This window comes from Xanthobacter autotrophicus, from assembly GCF_030015065.1.
Lineage (GTDB): Bacteria > Pseudomonadota > Alphaproteobacteria > Rhizobiales > Xanthobacteraceae > Xanthobacter > Xanthobacter autotrophicus_D.
Genome location: NZ_JAIVFN010000007.1, coordinates 51,263 through 67,777, shown reverse-complemented (window position 1 = coordinate 67,777; position 16,515 = coordinate 51,263). Strand labels below are relative to the sequence as shown.

Sequence of the window (16,515 nt, the reverse complement as noted above, 5' to 3'; positions counted from 1 at the left end):
TGGGCTCGGAGATGTGTATAAGAGACAGGGTCTGGGCCAGGACCGGATAGACCGCCGTGGACCAGCCGAACACCGCCGCCACCGCCACACGGGACCAGTTGCCGGCGTGCCCTCTCACACATGTTCTGACGGATAATCCTGGCATTCATTTCTCCTGGCCCGGGGTCCTGCCCCGCCATTCCTGCCCTCGACGTGTTCGGGTCCTGCGCGCGGTGGTTGTCGCGGTGCGCGGAGCGACCTTCGGGTCGTAACCGATTCCGGGTGCGAAAGCGTGGTGCCTTTCCGATCAAAGAAACGTTACGGAACTGGTACCAGGATATCTATCTCCAGCGCCTCCGGCGAGCCGCTCACGATGTCGGTGCGGTACTGCTCGATATACATGTCGTTCTGTTCGACGTTCTTCTCGTCGAGATAGTTGGCGATCTGCTCGTAGGTGTTGTCCATGTCGGCGAAGGAGCCGGCATGGGTGAATTTCAGCACCTTGCCCGCATGGGAGCCGCCGAGCTTCATGCCGTTGGCTGGCTTCTGCTTGGTGGTGCCGGAGAAGGGCACCTGGATCTCGTATTCGAAGCTCAGGTCGTCCGCCGAGTTGTAGACGATGAAGGTGTCGCCGGCGCGGGCAAGCCCGAGGCGCTTCAGCTCGGCGTCCGCCTGCTTCACGCTCGCCACCAGCTTCTCGAACGCCTCTTCCCAGGTGGCCGAGCCCGCGAGCATCAGCACCGGCACCGGAGACAGGGTGATCTCCTGCGGCGCGAAGGTGCGCGCGGCGGGGGCGACGGGGGTGGTCTCCACCTTCTTCGGGTCCACCACGGGCGGCGGTGTCAGCGCGCCGTCGGTGCCGGGCTGGCCGGAAGGGGCCTGGCCCTGCGCCGCGGCGGGCAGCGGCGCCAACGCCGTGCTCAGGACGGCGCCCAGCAGCGCGCATGCCCCGGCCGCCCTCACCCAGACGAGGCTGACCCAACGCAATCCGGCCATGTTGTCCCTCCCGCCCCGCCGAAGCAGTTGAGCACCGTTTCTAGCATGTTCTCAGGCGGCAGAGAGGCGGCACTTCGGCGGCTTTGCGGCAAGGTCCGCCGCCCGATTGCGGCGGGGGTGGTGTCGCCGGCGGATCGGGGCCATATAGACGGCAGTTTCAACGCCATGAAGACCCGACCCGCCGTGAACCCGCTCGCACACCGCCCCTTCGTCAAGATGAACGGCCTCGGCAACGAGATCCTGGTGCTCGACCTGCGTGCCGATCCCGTGGAGGTGCCCGCCGCCGCCGCGCGGGCGCTGGCGCGTCCCGCCGTGCTGCCGTTCGATCAGGCGATGGTGCTCTATCCGCCCCGGCGGGAGGGCACGGCGGCCTTCGTGCGCATCCTCAATTCCGATGGCTCCGCCTCCGCTGCCTGCGGCAACGGCACCCGCTGCATCGCCGCGCTGGAGGCCGCGCGCACCGGCGCCCCCCATGCCCTGTTCGAGAGCGAGGCCGGCCTCCTCGACTGCCATGTGCGCGCCGACGGGCAGGTGGAGGTGGACATGGGCGCGCCGCGCTTCGACTGGCGCGACATCCCGCTGTCCCGCGACGTGGGCGACACGACCCAGGTGATCATCCCCGGCTTCGAGGCCCTGGGGCCGGCGTGCCTCGTCAGCATGGGCAATCCCCACGCCGTCTTCTTCGTGCCCGACGCGAATGCCGTGGACGTGGAAAAGCTGGGGGCGGCGCTGGAGCCGCATCCGCTGTTTCCCGAGCGCGCCAACATCTCCTTTGCCAGCCTCACCGCGCCCGACCGCATCCTGCTCAATGTGTGGGAGCGCGGGGCCGGGCGCACCCGCGCCTGCGGCACCGCCGCCTGCGCCACCGGCGTCGCCGCCGTTCGCACCGGCCGCACCGGCCGCGCCGTGAGCGTGACGCTGCCCGGCGGCGACCTTGAGATCGCCTGGCGCGAGACGGACGGCCATGTGATGATGACCGGTCCCGTGGAGCACGAGTTTTCCGGCACCCTTTCCCCCGCCATGTTGGAGGAGGCCGCCTGATGGCGGCTGGAGCGGTGGCTGCCGGAACCGAGGCGCCCGCGGCGCCGGGCGCGCATGTGCGCGTCCTGTCCTTCGGCTGCCGGCTCAATGCGCTGGAAGGCGACGGCATCGCCCGTGCCGCCACCGCCGAGGGGCTGGAGCGCACCCTCGTCGTCAACACCTGCGCGGTGACGGCGGAGGCGGTGCGCCAGGCACGCCAGGCCATCCGCCGGGCGCGGCGGGAGGACCCGGACCTGCGCGTCGTCGTCACCGGCTGCGCGGCCCAGGCCGACCCCGACGCCTTCGCCCTCATGGAGGAGGTGGGCCTCGTCCTGGGCAATGCGGACAAGACCAGCCCCGCCACCTGGGCCGCGACCCGCGCCGCGCTCGACTTCGGCATCGCGGCCGAACAGAAGGTGCGGGTGCAGGACATTTCGATGGTGCGCGCGGCCACCCCCCATCTCGCCGACCGTTTCGAGGGGCATACCCGCGCCTTCGTGGAGGTGCAGAACGGCTGCGACCACCGCTGCACCTTCTGCATCATCCCCTTCGGCCGTGGCCCCTCGCGTTCCGTGCCCATGGGCGCGGTGGTGGATCAGGTGCGGCGGCTGGTGGCCAACGGCCACCGCGAGGTGGTGCTCACCGGCGTGGACCTCACCGCCTACGGCGCCGACCTGCCCGGCGCGCCCACCCTGGGCCGGCTGGTGCGGGCGGTGCTCGGCGGCGTGCCGGAGCTTGCCCGCCTGCGCCTCTCCTCCCTCGACGCGGTGGAGGCCGACGACGAGCTGATGCGGGTGCTCGCCGGGGAAGAGCGGCTGATGCCGCATCTTCACCTTTCGCTCCAGGCGGGCGACGACCTCATCCTGAAGCGCATGAAGCGCCGGCACTCCCGCGCGCAGGCGCTGGATTTCATCGCCGCCCTGCGCCGGGCGCGGCCGGACGTGGTGCTGGGCGCCGACATCATCGCCGGCTTTCCCACCGAGACCGAGGAACAAGCCCGCGCCACCCGCGCCTTCCTCGACGAGGCGGGCCTCGCCTTCGTCCATGTCTTCCCGTTCTCGGCGCGTCCCGGCACCGCCGCCGCCCGCATGCCGCTTCTGCCCGCCCCCGTGGTGGCGGAGCGCGCGCGCCGGCTGCGCGAGACCGCCGCCGACCTGCTGCGCCGCCACCTCTCGGGCGAGGTGGGGCGGAGGCGGCAGGTGCTGGTGGAGGCGGGCGGGCGCGGCCATACGGAACACTTCACCCCGGTGCGCCTCGCCCGGCCGGCCGAGCGCGGCAGCCTCGCCGATCTGCGCATCGCCGGGCATGACGGCGCGCGGCTGATCGCGGCGTGATCTCTTTTTCAAGGAACGGCAGGCAGCGATGAGCCAAGAGGACCCCAAGAACGAGGCTCCGAAGAAGAAGCGCGGCCTGTGGGGCTGGCTGACCGGCGGCTCTTCCGACGCGCCCGAGCCTTCCACCGCCCTGGCCGGGCCGGAGCCCGTCGAGGCCCCCGAGGCGCTGGCGGTGGAAGCGGAGCTTTCGTCTCCCGCTCCGGCTCCATCCCTTCCCGAGGAGCCGGCCGTCCCGGAGGCGGCGCCGGCGGTGGTCGAACCGCTCACGGAGCCCGCGCCGGTCGAGGTCGCTGCGGCCTCGCCTGAGGAACCCGCCATCCCCGTGGCGCCGATGGAACCGGAGCCTGCGCCGGAACCGTTCCCCCTCGTCGAGCCCGCCCCGCCGGAGCCGTTGCCCGAGCCGCAGGCGAAGGAAGAGCCCGCGAAGAAGGGCTTCTGGAGCCGGCTCGCCTCGGGGCTCGCGCGCACGGCATCGAGCCTTGGGCAGGGCATCACCGACCTCGTCTCCAAGCGCAAGCTTGATGCCGAGACGCTGGAGGAGCTGGAGGATGTGCTCATCCGCGCCGACCTCGGCGTGGAGACCGCCATGCGCATCGTGGAATCCGTGGGCAAGGGCCGGCACGACAAGATGATCTCCCCCGAGGAGGTGAAGAGCCTCATCGCGGAGGAGGTGGAGCGCATCCTCGCCCCCGTGGCGAAGCCGCTGGTGGTGGACACGGCGCACAAGCCCTTCGTGGTGCTGATGGTGGGGGTCAACGGTTCCGGCAAGACCACCACCATCGGCAAGCTCGCCGCCCAGTGGCGGAGCGAGGGCAGGAAGGTGGTGCTCGCCGCCGGCGACACCTTCCGCGCCGCCGCCATCGAGCAGCTGAAGGTGTGGGGTGCCCGTACCGGGGCCACCGTCATCGCCCGCGAGCAGGGCTCGGACGCCGCCGGCGTCGCCCATGAGGCGGTGGTGGAGGCACGCGAGGCCGGGGCCGACATCCTCATGGTGGACACCGCCGGCCGGCTCCAGAACCGCACCGAGCTGATGGCGGAGCTGGAGAAGGTGGTGCGCGTCATCAAGAAGCTGGAGCCCTCGGCGCCCCATGCGGTGCTGCTGGTGCTCGACGCCACGGTGGGCCAGAACGCGCTGTCGCAGGTGGAAGCCTTCACCCGCATCGCCGGGGTGACCGGGCTGGTCATGACCAAGCTCGACGGCACGGCGCGGGGCGGCATCCTGGTGGCCATCGCGGCCAAGCACAAGCTGCCGGTGCACCTCATCGGCGTGGGCGAGGCGGCCGAGGACCTCCAGCCCTTCGCCGCCCGCGACTTCGCCCGCGCCATCGCCGGGCTGGACTGAGGGCGGCCGAACCGTTGAAACTCCCTCTCCCGCTTGCGGGGGAGGGCAGGGGAGGGGAAAGAGCCATCGCCGCATCGGCCGGACAGCGCTTATTCAGCCGCGCGGCACCGCCAGAAGATCCAGGTGGCCGATGACGCAGGCGTCCGCGTTGGCCCGGTGGCGGGCCCAGTCCTGCGCGGTGGCGGCGCCGACGCGGCCGCTCTCCACTGCGGCGGCTGCCGTGCCGGCCGCGAGCCTGGCGATCAGCGTTCGGTCGCCGGGCACGAGGCGCCATGGGCTCTGCGCCTGCCCCACGTCGTAGCCGGCCCGCGCCAGCGCCGCGCCGAGCGCCTGCGCCGCGTCGGGGCCCAGCGCCGGGCCGAAGCCCTTGTCGATGCCCTGATGGGCGCGAAAGCCGGCCGCGATGGCGGCATCCGCCGGGTGGGGCGGCGCCCAGGCATCCTGCCCGTCGCAGATGAGGGCGGCGTGGATGAGGATGCCCGAGCCGGCGAGTCCCTCCGCAAAACGCGCGCACCACTCGGCCGAGACCAGATCATGGAACGCCGAGGCGGTGACGAGATGCGGCGCGAAGGCGCGGGGGGCGGCGGGGTCGCGGGCGAGATCGGCGATGGCGAACTCCACCCGGATCTCCCGCGCGCCGAGGGTGAGGACCAGCATGTCGCCCGCCTCCCGCCAAGTGTCCGCGAAGGTCTTCAGCCGGGCGCGGGCGGCCTGCGCGAGGGCGCCGTCATGATCCATCAGCACCCAGCGCTGGCGCGGCCCGAGGCGCGGCGCCAGCGCCCGCAGGTTCGATCCCGAACCGGCGCCGAGATCGACGATGCGCTGCTCCTCCACATCTTCAAGGCTGCGCGCGAGCTCGCCCTCCAGGGCCATGTTGCGGGAGCGGTGGTCGGCCGGCTCGCGCAGGGCGAGCCAGTCCTCGGAGAAGGTGGTGGTGGCTTGGGTCACGTAAGGCTCGTTTTCGCCAGCACCCGGCCGACGATGGCGGCGGTGTCGGCCCAGGAGGGCAGTTGCTGCCCGGCGGCGAAGGCGGCATCGGCGTAGGATCGGCGCCTGGCCGGGTCGGCGATGAGGCTGCGCAGCGCCTCCGCGAGGGCCACGGCATCGCCGGGCGGCACCTTGAGGCCGGCGCCGTCGGGCACCGTCTCGCCCGCCGCGCCGCCGGTGGTGCACACCACGGGCAGGCCGCGCCGCATGGCCTCCGCCAGTACCATGCCATAGCCCTCATAAAGCGAGGGGTGCACGAAGATGTCGGCTTCTTCATAAGCGGCATCGAGGTCGGCGCGGTCGAGCTGGCCCAGCAGCCGGACATTTCCGCGCGGGGCCGCCGCCGCCCGCGCGGCGACCCTCTCGGCCGTGACGGGATCGAGATGGGATGCGCCGGCAATGGCGAGGGAGAAGTCGAGGTCGGCGATCATGTCCAGGGCGTCGAACAGGATGTCGTAGCCCTTGCGCGGGGTCAGCGAGCCCACGGCGATGAGGCGAGGCGGCTCGCCATCGGCGGGCACGCGGGCCATGGGCTCGGTGCCGGGCACGGCCAATGTCAGCCGCTCTCGGGAAACGCCATAGCGTGCCACCAGGGTGCGGCCGGTCTCGGGGCTCACGGTGACCACCGCGTCGGCCGCGTTCAGCACCGCTTTCTCGCTCGCAAAGAGCTGGTCGGCGAGATCCGCCGACAGGCCCGTCTCCAGCGCCAGAGGGTGATGCACGAGCGCGACGAGCCGCCGGCCCAGCGCCTTCAACCGGTCCGCCGGCAGGGCGCCGAAGGCGAGGCCGTCACCGAGGAGGAGGGTGTCCGGCGGCGTCGCCGCGAGCCGGGCGAGGGCGGCGTCCACCTCTGCTCCCGACGGGGTGGGGAAGGCGCCGTCGAGGCTCAGGGGCGCGATGTCCACGCCCGTCTTCCGAAGCTCGGCGAGCACGCGCCGGTCGTAGGCATAGCCTCCGGTGGGCGTGTCGAGCGGGCCGGGATGGACGAGGGCGACGGGCATCGCGATCTCAGGACAAAAGCTGGAGCGAGGCTTCGTCGGCGGCGAGGTCCGCCTCGTACCAGGCGCGGGCCACGTGGGATTCGTGCAGCGTCACGCGGATGCGGGTGAGCGCCTCGCTGCCCGCGCCCAGTTCGCCGGCGCGCGCGGCCTGCGCCATCTTGTCGAAGACGTGGCGGCACAGCACTTCCGTGGTGGTGTTGCGGCCGGCGAAGTCCGGCACCTCGTCAAGGTTCCTGTAGTTCAGCGGGCCGAGCACGGCCTTGAGCGCGTCGTGGGCGCGGCCGATGTCCACCACCACGCCTTCGGCGGTCAGTTCCCGGCGGTAGAAGGCCACGTCCACCACGAAGGTGGCGCCATGCAGCGCCTGGGCGGGGCCGAACAGGGCGCCCTTGAAGCTGTGGGCGATCATGATGTGGTCCCGCACCTCTACCGCATACATGCACAACTCCCTTGGTGGGTTCCGGGGCAGGCCCGCGCGGCGCGTGTCCGACGCCGGTGCCGTCGGCATCACTTGTAGCGCACCACCGTGGCGATGCCTTCCGCCCCGTCCGCAAGGATACGCGGCAGGGCCTGCGGCAGATCGTCGAAGGCCACCTCCTCGGTGATGAGCGCATCAAGGGCGTGGTCCGCGAGGAGCGCCAGAGCCTTCTCCAGCCGCCGGCGGTGGCTCCAGCGCGGGCGGCGGGAAGGGCTCACCATGCCCACCTGCGAAGAGACGATCTGGAGGCGCCGGTGGTGGAAGGCGCCGCCGAGCTGCGCATTCACGCCCTTGTCGCCATACCAGCTCATCTCCACCATGCGGGCCTCCTCGCCGCAGCTGGCGAGCGCGGTGGCAAGGCCCGCGGCGCTGCCGCTGGTGTGGAAGACGAGGTCGGCGTCGGCAATCCCTTCGCCGGACGAGGCGAAAGCGGAACCGAAGGCCCGCGCCAGACCCGCGCGGCTCGTGTCCGGATCGATCACCGTCACCTCCGCCCCCGGCAGGCGGGCAGCGAGATAGGCCACCAGCAGGCCGACGAGGCCAGCCCCCACCACGACGATGCGGTCGCCGGGGCCGGCGCTCCCGTCCCACAGGGCGTTGAGGGCGGTTTCCATGTTGGCGGCCAGGGTCGCGCGGCGGGGCGGCAGTCCCTCCGGTAGCGGCGTCAGCATGGATGCGGGGGCGTTGAAGCGCGTCTGGTGCGGGGCGAGGGCGAAGACGAGGCGGCCGTTCAGCGCCTCGGGGCCCGCCTCCACCCGGCCGACCGCGCAATAGCCGTATTTGACCGGGAAGGGGAAGTCGCCCTGCTGCAAGGGCGCGCGCATGCGCGCGCGGTGGACGGGGTCGGCGAGGCCCTGGAATACGAGGCGTTCCGTGCCGCGGCTGATGGCGCTCCACAGGGTGATGACCCGCGCTTCGTCGGATGCGGGTGGGGCCAGCTCTTCGGCGCGCAAGGCGGCCGCGCCGGGGCCAACGGTCCAGAGCGCCCGGCTCTCGGTGCGATCGAGACATTTTGACGCATCAGCGGCGGCCATGCCTTTGCCTTCGTATAGCGCTTCAGGGGGCAGCCGCCGCCTTCGGGGCAGCGGACGCGGGAATGGGTTTTCAGCCTTGCGCCGGTTCCGGCAAGTGGAGCTATGCATGTCTTCGAGGTCCGGTCCACCGCCGCAGGTCAGCCCCGCCGCCGATTTCACCCCGGCTTTGCTCCAGCCGCTGGCGGCACTCGCGCGGCGCCGGCTGTTCATGCTGGCGGCCAACGGCGCGACACTCGCCGCCGTGCTGGCGGGCGTCGCCCTGCTCGGGTCCCATGGCGGCTTCACCCTCGTGGATGGCCTGATCCTCCTGTGCGCGCTCGCCATAACGCCGTGGAATGCCATCGGGTTCTGGAATGCGCTCACCGGCCTCGTGCTGCTGCACGCCCGCCGGCGCGGGGTGGAGGCGGCGGCGCCCTTCCTCGCCCCGCCGGAGCCGCAGGGCGCGCTCACGGCGCGCACCGCCATTCTGCTCACCGTGCGCAACGAGGACCCGGCGCGGGCGCTGGCGCGCCTCAGGGCGGTGAAGGCCGACCTCGACGCCAGCGGCCACGGCGCCCTGTTCGATTTCCATGTGCTCAGCGACACCTCGCGTCCCGAGATCGCGGCGGCGGAGGAGGCGGCGGTGGCCGCGTGGCGGAGCGAGGAGGGGGCGTCCCGCATCTTCTATCGCCGCCGGCCGGAGAACACCGACTTCAAGGCCGGCAACATCCGTGATTTCTGCACTGGCGCCGGCGCGCGCTACGACTTCATGCTGCCGCTGGATGCCGACAGCCTGATGGGTGCCGCCACCATCCTGCGCATGGTGCGCCTGATGGCCGCCCATCCGCGCCTCGGCATTCTCCAGAGCCTGGTGGTGGGACTGCCGGCGCGGAGCGCGTTCGCCCGCATGTTCCAGTTCGGCATGCGACACGGCATGCGCTGCTACACCCTGGGCGCCTCCTGGTGGGCCGGGGAGTGCGGGCCGTTCTGGGGCCATAACGCGCTGATCCGCGTCGCGCCGTTCCGCGCCTTCTGCCATCTGCCGCATCTGCCCGGCGCGCCGCCGCTCGGCGGGCCGATCCTGTCCCACGACCAGGTGGAGGCGGTGCTGATGCGCCGCGCCGGCTACGAGGTGCGCGTTCTGCCAGTGGAGAGCGAGAGCTACGAGGAGAACCCGCCGGCCGTCACCGACTTCGTGTCGCGCGACCTGCGCTGGTGCCTCGGCAACCTGCAATATCTGCGTCTGCTCGCCCAGCCCGGCTTTGCCGCCGGCCTTGAGCCCATGAGCCGCTTCCAGCTGGTGTGGGCCATCCTCATGTTCGTGACCGTGCCGGCCCATCCGCTGCTCGTCGCGCTGCTGCCCTTCGCGGCGGCGGAGGCTGCGTCGGTGGCGCATTACCCGGTCGGCCTCGCCCTCGGCCTCTATGGCGGGATGATGTTGCTTGCCTTGGCGCCGAAGCTTGCCGGCGTCGCCGACGTGGTACTGACCCCGGGCGGGGTGGCGCGCTATGGCGGTGGCTGGCGCTTTGCCGCCTCGGTGGCGGTGGAGCTGGTGTTCTCTTTCCTGCTGTCGGCCATCACCGCCGTGGCGGTGACGCTGGAGATCGTCCGCCTGATGCTCGGCCGGGCGCGTTCCGGCTGGATGGCGCAGGCCCGTGACGGCCATGGGGTGAGCTGGGCGACGGCGGCGCGGGCCTTCTGGCCGCAGACCGTGTTCGGCCTCGCGGTGACGGCGGGGCTTGCCGTCGTCTCCCCGGTGCTGATCCTGTGGGCGGCGCCGGTGCTGGCGGGCTATGGGCTCGCCATTCCCTTCACCGTCGTCACCGCCGATCCGCGTCTCGCCCGGTTCGCGATCCGCACCCGCCTGTGCGCCGTGCCGGAGGAGTTCGCCCCGACCCGGGTCCAGCGCCTCCTCGCGGGAGAAGGCGACCGGTTGCGGCAGGCGGCCTGACAAGGGGCCGGGCGCTCGCCCGGCCTTGAGGGCGCGTCAGCGGCGGAAACCGCCGCCCCGGAAGCCGCCGCCAAAGCCACCTCCGCCGAAGCGGTCGCCACCGCCATAGCCGCCGAAGCCGCGGTCGAAGCCGCCCGAGCCGAAGCGGTCGCCGCCGTCAAAGCCCTCGCCGCCGAAGTGCTCGCCCCCGCCATAGCCGGAGACCCGCTGCTGGCTCACGGAACGGGCGCGCTCCTCGTCGTCGAGGCGGCTGGTGTCAGTGTTGCGGTCCACGTTCTGCCAGCCCGACCCGGTGTTCTTGGCCCAGCCGGAATCCGTATGCTGGTAGACGTTGCCGTCGTGGTCCACGGCCACATGGCCGTTGTTCCAGGCCACCGCATTGCCGGTCTTGGCATTGCCGGCGACGCCACGGCTGTCCACGCTGACCTTGCCGTCTTGGTCGGTGATGGCGGTCTGGGAGGCGTGGCCGGTGCCGGTGGTGGGGTTGTAGCCCGCCGATTCACGGCCGGCGGCGGCATTGCCCGTATAGACGTTGCCTTCCACCCCGGCGCGGGATTCACCGCGGGCGCCGGTGGCGGGATTGTAGCGGGCGTTCTCGGCACCGGCAGCGTAATTGCCGGTATAGGGGTTGAACGCGGCGCCCGAGCGGCCGGCGAAGCTGGTGCCGCCCCCGGTGGTGCCGTGCCAGTCGCGGCCGGACCATTCGGTGCCGTTCCAGGTGGTGCCCCAGGCGTGGTTCACGGTGGCGGCGCCGCCCCAGCGGCCATAGAGGTTGGCCTGGTTGATGTTGGTGTAGCCCCAGTGGCCGCCCCACGGTCCGTAGGGACCATAGCCGGCGGCCCAGTACGGGCCCCAATAGGGCGTGACCGCCGCGCCCCAGGGCCAGCCTGCCGCGAAGCCGAAGGCGAACCCGTCCGCCACGCCCAGCGCGAAGCCGGCGCCGAGGCCGTAGGTGACCGGGCAGGAGAACCAGTAGGCCCCCACATAGCCCGGGCAGGTGTAGCCGGTGCCGTAGACCACGGTGCCGCCCGGCGCCACCACCACGCCCATGTAGCCCGGCGTGTAGCCCACCACCACCGCCTCGGGGGTGGTGGCATAGATGCGCACATAGGTGACGTAATGCAGCGGCGAGGCGACCGGGATCGTGTAGATCACGTCCGGAACCACGTCCGCCACCCGCCAGGGACCGGTGGCGCTCCCGGCGACGAACCAGATGCCGTTGTTCACCGCATAATAGCGCTGGGCGTCGAGCTGGATCACCGGTGTCGGCGTGTTGATGGCATAGCTGAGCGCGGTGCCCGCGATGGGCTCGAACCGCGGCGCGCCGTCGAACGCGACCTTGAGCGTCACGTCGCGCTTCACCGTGGCGGTCTGCGGGATGGTGGCGGCGATGGCCGCCTCCTTGGCCTGCGGGGTGCCGGCCACGGAGACCAGCACGTTGGCCTTGGGGTCGTTGGGCGAGATCTTCGCGAAATCCTTCGGCAGCGCGTTGCTCGCCACGAACGCCCAGGGTCCCTTGAGGTCGGGGGCGCGGAACCAGCGGCCGGAGACGAGCACGTAATAGGTGTTGCTGGTGGTCTCCATGAACACGGCATGGTCCGCATTGTTCATGGTGAGCAGGTTGGTGCCGGCCACCGGCAGCATCTGCGCCGGACCGTCGGTCTGGATCAGCTCGGTGGGCTGGGTGGCGACGATGATGGCCGGGGCCGGGTTGATGGGCTTGCCCTTGCTGTCGAGCAGCGGGTCGGGGGCGTGCTCCTGGCTCGCGGCCTTGGCGGCGGCGGAGAGCGCGTCCGAGATCTGGGGCGTGAGGATCCAGGTGCCGGTGAGGCTGGGGCTCTCGTACCAGTGGCCGCCCGCCTCCAGGTGGTAGGTGCCGGCCTCGTCGAGCAGCAGCAGCGGGCGTGTGTTGACCACGCGCTGGAAGGTGCCGGCGCCGGCGATGGGGCGCAGCACCGGCGTGCCGGCCACGGGCACCAGCACGGTGGTGGAGGCGGTGAACAGGATCTGCGGCGGGGTGTTGTCCACCGGCTGGCTCTTGAGCTTGGCCAGCTCCTGGTTGACCGCGTAGCTCGCCTGCAACTGGTCGAGCGGCACGGTCATGCCGTCCGCCGGCAGGCGCGACTGGAGGGTCGAGCGGATCAGGGCGGCCTTGGCCGGATCGGTGGGCACTTCCACGCCCTCGATGGCGAGGGTGGCGAGGTGGACGAGCCCGGCCGGCTTGTCCACGGCGACGCGGGCCGAGAACCGAACCATGCCGTAGGTGGGGGTGCCGGACTTGGGCCCGATGGCCACCGCCGCGCGGCCGGACATCACGTCGCCGGTCCAGCTGTCGACCTGGGGCTGGTAGAGCTGAAGCATCTGGTCGCCGGCGAGGGAGAAATCCCGCGGCCATGGCAGCGGGGCCTGAAGGCCTGACGCGTCCTGGCCGGAGGTCTGCTGGCCGGCGCCCTGCTGGGCGGCTGCGGGCTGGGCCTGCTGGGCCTGGCCGCTGGCGCTCCAGAGCAAGGCGGTGGCGAGCACGGCGGAAGAAACGCCGGTCCAAAGTCGCGTCATGAAGTCACTCCCTTCCGATCCGTCGGGGCGGCGGAGGACTAGCATGTTCGCGGGAAAGCGTCAGCGGTGCCTTGCTGGGGCCGGCCCTCGGGAGGACGGACCGGTCCGGCCGATGCCGGGTCCGGTCCGATCGAGGGCTGCCGCCCGTCGGACCCGGACGTCAGACCGGTGTCTGGCAGGCGCGCTGCCATTTCAGGCGGGGCGCGCCTCCCGACAGGGACAGGGTCTTGCGGAAGGGGCAGAGGCTACCGTTTCCGGCCGCCACCGCATTTCCGGTGCTCCAGTAGCCCTGCCAGCGGTAGGGCGCGCCGCTGGTGGCGGCGGTCGCGGACGGGGCATCCGGGCCCATGGCCGGGAATGCCCGCACCAGGTCGCCGCCGAGCAGGCTCACGCCGAGAAGCGTGGCGCCGACCATGGTGATGATGGAAGACCGTTTCATGGGAGTCTCTCGAAACGCATTCATGTCCTGGACTTGAGGGCGGATCCGCCGTCATGCGCGACCCGGCCCGGCTGGTTTCTCTGTGGCAATTTCACTCCTTCGGGGCTGCCCGCTTCGCACGGAACCGTTCCACGCCTTGTCGCTTCACCGGGCATAGGGCGCGCCGTGCCGGTGGTCTTCCCCCCAACGGAGGATGCGCGTCTATGTGTGTACGCCTGCCGCCCTGAACCCGCGCCATCCCGGACGTTTGGAATCCGTTCATCTTTCCGCGAGCGGCCGCCGGCCCGCTTCGGGCGCGCCAGGCCAGGTCGCAGGCCAGGTCGCCGGGCAAGATGCGGTGGAGAGCGCCGATGATTTGGGATTGCGGGCTTGATCTTGGCTGCGATGCGGCTTTGGCTGGGCAGGCGCGCGAGCAGGTACGGATCCTCGCGCACAGCGGGCGGGAACTGTGTCGGGTTGCCACCGGCATCCGGAGCGGCGCCGTCCGCGAGCCTGGGAAATGGGCGCGTGCCTGGCTGCTGATGATCGGGGCCGGCGCGCCGATCGAGGAGGGGATGGGATGAACAAGTATGTCGCCGAGTTCATCGGCACCGCCGTTCTGGTGCTGTTCGGGTGCGGTTCGGCGGTGTTGACGGGCTACGGCTCGGCACCCATCGGCATGCTCGCCATCGCCTTTGCCTTCGGCCTCGCGGTCACGTCCATGGCCTATGGCATCGGCCATGTCTCGGGCTGCCACATCAATCCCGCGGTCACCATCGGCGTCTGGGCGGCGGGGCGCCTGCCCACGTCCGAGGTGCCCATGTACATCATCGCCCAGGTGCTGGGCGGCATTGCCGGCGCGGCCATCCTGTTCGTCATCGCCTCGGGCAAGCTCGCGGGCTTCGATGTCGCCACCGCCGGCCTCGGCCAGAACGGCTGGGGCGAGGGCTATATCGGCGGCTACGGGCTCGGCGCGGCCATCGTGGCGGAACTGGTGGGCACCTTCGTGTTCCTGGTGGTGATCCTCGGCTCCACCTCCAAGGCCGGCATCACCCAGGCGGCGGGCCTCGCCATCGGCCTGTCGCTGGTGATGATCCACATCGTGTTCATCCCCGTCACCGGCGTGTCGGTGAACCCGGCGCGGTCCATCGGCCCGGCCCTGTTCGCCGGCGGCAAGGCCATCGGCCAGCTCTGGCTGTTCATCGTGGTGCCGCTGGTGGGCGCCTATCTTGCCGGCCTGCTGTTCAAGCTGAAGGTGCTCGAGGACTGAGCGTCCCACTCCCGAGCGGGGCCGGGTTCGGCCGGACCGCCGCGCGGACGGGTGCGCGATCGCAACGGGGATGGGCCGACGCCCATCCCTTGCCTGCGTGCGGGGCAATGCATGGCCCGGCGGGGGAACGGGGCTTGCCGCCATTTCCTGGTGGCGGACCTCCCTGCCGCCGCGGGGTGATCGACGCTCCCCACCTTGCCTGCCCCTGAGCCCGTCCGGCCCGGCCTGTCGAATGGCGCAGGCCGCCGGTTCGTGATCTCCCGCGGCCTGCCGTTGGCGGCCACCGTGAGGCTGGAAAATGGTGCGCCCGCCCGGCGCCCCGTCGCCGGCGGGGCCTGTCACGGCTCGCCACATGCCAGCCCTGCCTTGCTTTGCCCCGCATTCAAAGCTAAGCCCCGCGCGAGATACGAGGACCTTATGGCTCAGGACGGACTTTCCTATCGCGACGCGGGCGTGGACATCGACGCGGGCAACCGCCTGGTCGACCTCATCAAGCCGCTGGTGAAGGCCACCGCGCGCCCCGGCGCCGACGCGGACATCGGCGGATTCGGCGGGGTGTTCGACCTGAAGGCGGCCGGCTTTGCCGACCCGCTCCTCATCGCCACCACCGATGGGGTGGGCACCAAGCTCAAGATCGCCATTGATACCGGCGTGCACGACACCATCGGCATCGACCTCGTGGCCATGTGCGTGAACGATCTGGTGGTGCAGGGCGCCGAGCCGCTGCTGTTCCTCGACTATTTCGCCACCGGCCGGCTCGCGCCGGAGGTGGGCGCCCACATCGTCGCCGGCATCGCCCGCGCCTGCAAGGAGGCCGGTTGCGCCCTCATCGGCGGCGAGACTGCCGAGATGCCGGGCATGTACAAGGACGGCGACTACGATCTCGCCGGCTTCTCCCTTGGGGCCGTCGAGCGGGGCGACCTGCTGCCGCGCAAGGACGTGGCGCCGGGCGACGTGATCCTCGGCCTCGCCTCGGCCGGGGTACATTCCAACGGCTATTCGCTGGTGCGCCGCATCGTCGAGCGCTCGGGCCTCGGCTGGTCCGATCCGGCCCCGTTCCAGCCCGACCACGCGCTGGGCGCGGCCCTGCTCACCCCCACCCGGCTCTATGTGAAGAGCGTGTTGTCGGTCATCCGTTCCACCGGCTCGGTGAAGGCGCTGGCCCACATCACCGGTGGCGGCATTACCGAGAACCTGCCGCGGGTGCTGCCCAAGGGCACGCTGGCCCGCATCGACCTCACCAACCTCATGGTGCCGCCGGTGTTCCGCTGGCTCGCCACCGTGGGCGCCGTGGCGCCGGAAGAGATGCTGCGCGCCTTCAACTGCGGCGTCGGCATGGCCGTGGTGGTGCCGGCGGAGGAGGAAGAGGCGGTGGCCGACGCCTTCGCCGACCAGGGCGAATGCGTCATCCGCCTCGGCGTCATCGAGCCGGGCGAGGGCGCTGCCCATGTGGCCTATGAGGGTGCGACCGATTTCAGGTTCGCATCATGAGCTTTGCCCCCAGCGACTCGCCGCGGCGCACGGCCGTGCTCATTTCGGGCCGTGGCTCGAACATGGCGGCGCTGGTGCGCGCGGCCGAGCAGGACGATTTCCCTGCCGAGATCGCCCTGGTGCTCTCCAACCGTGCCGACGCGGCGGGGCTGGATTTCGCCAGGGAGCACGGCATCCCGACCCTGGTGCTCTCCCACAAGGACTATGCTGACCGCCTCGCCTTCGACGCGGCGCTGGACGCGCACCTGAAGGCGGAGGGCATCGAGATCGTCTGCCTCGCCGGCTTCATGCGCCTGCTCACGCCCTGGCTGGTGGAGCGCTGGCGCAACCGCATGATCAACGTGCATCCCTCCCTGCTGCCGAGCTTCAAGGGCCTCCACACCCATGAGCGGGCGTTGGAGGCGGGGGTGCGGGTGCATGGCTGCACCGTGCATTTCGTGCGCGCGGAGATGGACGAGGGGCCGATCATCCTTCAGGCCGTGGTGCCCATCGAGCCCGGCGACACGCCGGACGTGCTCGCCGACCGGGTGCTGGAGCAGGAACATGTCATCTACCCCAAGGGCCTGGAACTCCTCGCCGCCGGCCGGCTGAGCGTGGCCGACGAGCGTGTGGCCATCGAAGGCGCCAAGGGCGGGCTTGCCCCGCTGGTGGTGCCGGCGGTGTGAGGCGACCCCTCTCC

General features: G+C 71.4%; 15 protein-coding genes. 8 read left to right on the top strand and 7 right to left on the bottom strand.

The genetic code is table 11. From position 1 onward, the window contains the following. Window positions 1-297: 297 nt before the first annotated feature. Window positions 298-975 carry a GyrI-like domain-containing protein gene (locus tag K9U40_RS03405; protein WP_282888808.1) on the bottom strand — a complete coding sequence of 226 codons (678 nt, stop codon included), beginning with the start codon at window positions 973-975 and terminating at the stop codon, window positions 298-300. A gap of 165 nt (window positions 976-1,140) precedes the next feature. Between K9U40_RS03405 and dapF the strand changes: the two genes are divergently transcribed. From dapF to ftsY, 3 genes are read left to right on the top strand one after another with little or no spacing between them, the layout of a single operon-like run. Further along, window positions 1,141-2,016 carry a diaminopimelate epimerase gene (dapF, locus tag K9U40_RS03400; protein WP_282888807.1) on the top strand — a complete coding sequence of 292 codons (876 nt, stop codon included), beginning with the start codon at window positions 1,141-1,143 and terminating at the stop codon, window positions 2,014-2,016. After that, entirely contained in the window at window positions 2,016-3,329 is a 1,314-nt protein-coding gene (mtaB, locus tag K9U40_RS03395; protein ID WP_282888806.1) for a tRNA (N(6)-L-threonylcarbamoyladenosine(37)-C(2))-methylthiotransferase MtaB, read from the top strand. Before dapF ends, mtaB begins: the two co-directional genes overlap by 1 nt. Before the next feature lie 28 nt (window positions 3,330-3,357). Next, on the top strand, window positions 3,358-4,671 hold the full coding sequence (gene ftsY, locus K9U40_RS03390) for a signal recognition particle-docking protein FtsY (RefSeq protein ID WP_282888805.1): 1,314 nt from the start codon (window positions 3,358-3,360) through the stop codon (window positions 4,669-4,671). 93 nt (window positions 4,672-4,764) lie between these two features. On the opposite strand, the gene K9U40_RS03385 is transcribed toward ftsY, so the two are convergent. From K9U40_RS03385 to K9U40_RS03370, 4 genes are all read right to left on the bottom strand, one after another. Beyond that, window positions 4,765-5,619 (bottom strand): SAM-dependent methyltransferase, encoded by an 855-nt coding sequence (locus tag K9U40_RS03385; RefSeq protein WP_282888804.1) that lies wholly within the window; start codon window positions 5,617-5,619, stop codon window positions 4,765-4,767. Further along, window positions 5,616-6,659: a glycosyltransferase family 4 protein gene (locus K9U40_RS03380; protein WP_282888803.1), complete on the bottom strand. Its 1,044-nt coding sequence runs from the start codon at window positions 6,657-6,659 to the stop codon at window positions 5,616-5,618. The genes K9U40_RS03385 and K9U40_RS03380 overlap by 4 nt, the downstream gene beginning before the upstream one ends. A 7-nt stretch (window positions 6,660-6,666) precedes the next feature. Beyond that, on the bottom strand, window positions 6,667-7,098 hold the full coding sequence (locus K9U40_RS03375) for a 6-pyruvoyl trahydropterin synthase family protein (RefSeq protein WP_282888802.1): 432 nt from the start codon (window positions 7,096-7,098) through the stop codon (window positions 6,667-6,669). Between the two features lie 68 nt (window positions 7,099-7,166). Beyond that, on the bottom strand, window positions 7,167-8,171 hold the full coding sequence (locus K9U40_RS03370; RefSeq protein WP_282888801.1) for a zinc-dependent alcohol dehydrogenase: 1,005 nt from the start codon (window positions 8,169-8,171) through the stop codon (window positions 7,167-7,169). 106 nt (window positions 8,172-8,277) lie between these two features. On the opposite strand from K9U40_RS03370, the gene mdoH reads away from it, so the two are divergent. After that, window positions 8,278-10,101, top strand: a complete 1,824-nt coding sequence (gene mdoH / locus K9U40_RS03365) for a glucans biosynthesis glucosyltransferase MdoH (RefSeq protein WP_282888800.1) — start codon at window positions 8,278-8,280, stop codon at window positions 10,099-10,101. Between the two features lie 36 nt (window positions 10,102-10,137). On the opposite strand, the gene K9U40_RS03360 is transcribed toward mdoH, so the two are convergent. Both K9U40_RS03360 and K9U40_RS03355 read right to left on the bottom strand, forming a co-directional pair. After that, window positions 10,138-12,657, bottom strand: a complete 2,520-nt coding sequence (locus K9U40_RS03360; RefSeq protein ID WP_282888799.1) for a carbohydrate-binding family V/XII — start codon at window positions 12,655-12,657, stop codon at window positions 10,138-10,140. A 160-nt stretch (window positions 12,658-12,817) separates the two neighbouring features. Beyond that, window positions 12,818-13,096, bottom strand: coding sequence for a hypothetical protein (locus K9U40_RS03355; protein ID WP_282888798.1), 279 nt, complete (start codon window positions 13,094-13,096; stop codon window positions 12,818-12,820). A 350-nt stretch (window positions 13,097-13,446) separates the two neighbouring features. Here K9U40_RS03355 and K9U40_RS03350 point away from each other — a divergent pair, with 350 nt between their 5' ends. The 4 genes from K9U40_RS03350 to purN all read left to right on the top strand — a co-directional run bounded on the left by K9U40_RS03350 (window position 13,447) and on the right by purN (window position 16,501). Next, the gene (locus K9U40_RS03350) at window positions 13,447-13,659 is read left to right on the top strand and encodes a hypothetical protein (protein WP_282888797.1); all 213 of its coding nucleotides are present in this window, start codon (window positions 13,447-13,449) and stop codon (window positions 13,657-13,659) included. Beyond that, window positions 13,656-14,345 carry an aquaporin Z gene (gene aqpZ, locus K9U40_RS03345; protein ID WP_282639720.1) on the top strand — a complete coding sequence of 230 codons (690 nt, stop codon included), beginning with the start codon at window positions 13,656-13,658 and terminating at the stop codon, window positions 14,343-14,345. The genes K9U40_RS03350 and aqpZ overlap by 4 nt, the downstream gene beginning before the upstream one ends. 417 nt (window positions 14,346-14,762) lie before the next feature. Beyond that, entirely contained in the window at window positions 14,763-15,836 is a 1,074-nt protein-coding gene (gene purM, locus K9U40_RS03340) for a phosphoribosylformylglycinamidine cyclo-ligase (RefSeq protein ID WP_282888796.1), read from the top strand. Beyond that, window positions 15,833-16,501 (top strand): phosphoribosylglycinamide formyltransferase, encoded by a 669-nt coding sequence (gene purN / locus K9U40_RS03335; RefSeq protein WP_282888795.1) that lies wholly within the window; start codon window positions 15,833-15,835, stop codon window positions 16,499-16,501. Before purM ends, purN begins: the two co-directional genes overlap by 4 nt. Window positions 16,502-16,515: the final 14 nt, after the last annotated feature.